General features: G+C 75.2%; 2 protein-coding genes. Both read left to right on the plus strand.

What is annotated here, in order from left to right; genetic code table 11:
- Positions 1–304, plus strand: a 304-nt coding sequence (locus AB0C29_RS44295) for a MoxR family ATPase (RefSeq protein WP_360833798.1), incomplete at its 5' end; no start/stop codon positions are given.
- A gap of 7 nt (positions 305–311) precedes the next feature.
- Positions 312–1446, plus strand: a 1135-nt coding sequence (locus tag AB0C29_RS44300) for a DUF58 domain-containing protein (protein ID WP_360833800.1), incomplete at its 3' end; no start/stop codon positions are given.

The raw sequence follows: 1446 nt of genomic DNA on the forward strand, positions 1-1446 counted from the left end.
GGCCCGCCGGGTCGCCGTCGCCGAGCCGGTGCTGGAGTACATCGTGGACCTGTGCCGGGCCACCCGGGTGTCACCGGCGCTGGAGCTGGGCGCCTCCCCGCGCGGCACGACCGCGCTGCTCGCGGTGGCCAAGGCCCGCGCCTGGCTCAGCGGCCGCGACTACGTGCTGCCCGACGACGTGAAGGCCTTCGCCATCCCGACCCTGCGGCACCGGGTACGCCTGCGCGCCGAGGCCGAGCTGGACGGCGTCTCCACCGACTCGGTGCTGCGGACCGTGCTGGGCGCCGTGCCCGCGCCCCGCTGAGCCGACCGTGATCACCAGGCGTTTCGCACTGCTGCTGGCGCTGGGCCTCCCGCTGCCCGCGATGCTGCCGGGCCCGTGGCTGCTGACCGCGGCCGTGCTGGGGCTCGCGGTCGTGGCGGCAACGCTGGACGTGCTGGTCGCGGCGCCGCTCACCGGGGTCACGCTGCGCCGCTCGGGCGAGGCGACGGTGTGGCTGGGCGAGACGACCACCATGGCGCTGACCGTGGGCAACGCCGCCCGCCGGCCGCTGTGGCTGCGGCTGCGCGACCGCTGGGTGCCGTCCGCCGGCGCCGACAACACCGAGCACCGGTTCAACCTGCTGCCCGGCGAGGAACAGGAGCTCACCACCACGCTCACCCCGACCCGGCACGGTGACCGGCGGGCGGTGCGGGTGACGCTGCGCTCGTACGGGCCGCTCGGGCTCGCGTACCGGCAGCGGCGGCAGAAGTGGAACGAGGCCGTCACGCCGGAGTCGACACTGCGCGTCCTGCCGCGCTTCCCGTCCCGCCGGCTGCTGCCGGAGAAGCTGGCCAAGCTGCGCATCTTCGACGGCGCCGTGGTGACCCGCGGGCGCGGCCAGGGCACCGAGTTCGACGTGCTGCGCGAGTACGTGATCGGCGACGACGTGCGCTCGATCGACTGGCGGGCCAGTGCCCGTACCCATGACGTGGTGGTCCGCACCTGGCGCCCGGAACGCGACCGCCGGGTGATCTGCGTGCTGGACACCGGCCGCACGTCGGCGGCCCGGATCGGCGACGAGCCCCGCCTCGACGCCGCCATCGACGCCGCCCTGCTGCTGGCGGTGCTGGCTTCCAAGGCCGACGACCGGGTCGACCTGCTGGCCCTGGACACGGCGGTCCGGGCCAAGGTGGAGGGCGGCGGCCACCGCACCAAGCTCCCCCGCCTGATCAGCTCGATGGCCGCCCTGGAGCCGGCGCTGGTCGAGACGGACTTCGGGCTGGCGGCCGGCGACCTGCTGCGCCGCGACCACAAACGCTCCCTGGTGGTCATCTTCACGGCGCTGGACGCGGCACCGATCGTCGAGGGCCTGCTGCCGATGCTGTCCCGGCTGACCACCCGGCACCGGGTGGTCCTGGCCAGCGTGCGCGACCCGGAGACGGCGCAGCTGGCTGAACTGCCGG

The organism is Actinoplanes sp. NPDC048791 (assembly GCF_040650095.1).
Lineage (GTDB): Bacteria > Actinomycetota > Actinomycetes > Mycobacteriales > Micromonosporaceae > Actinoplanes.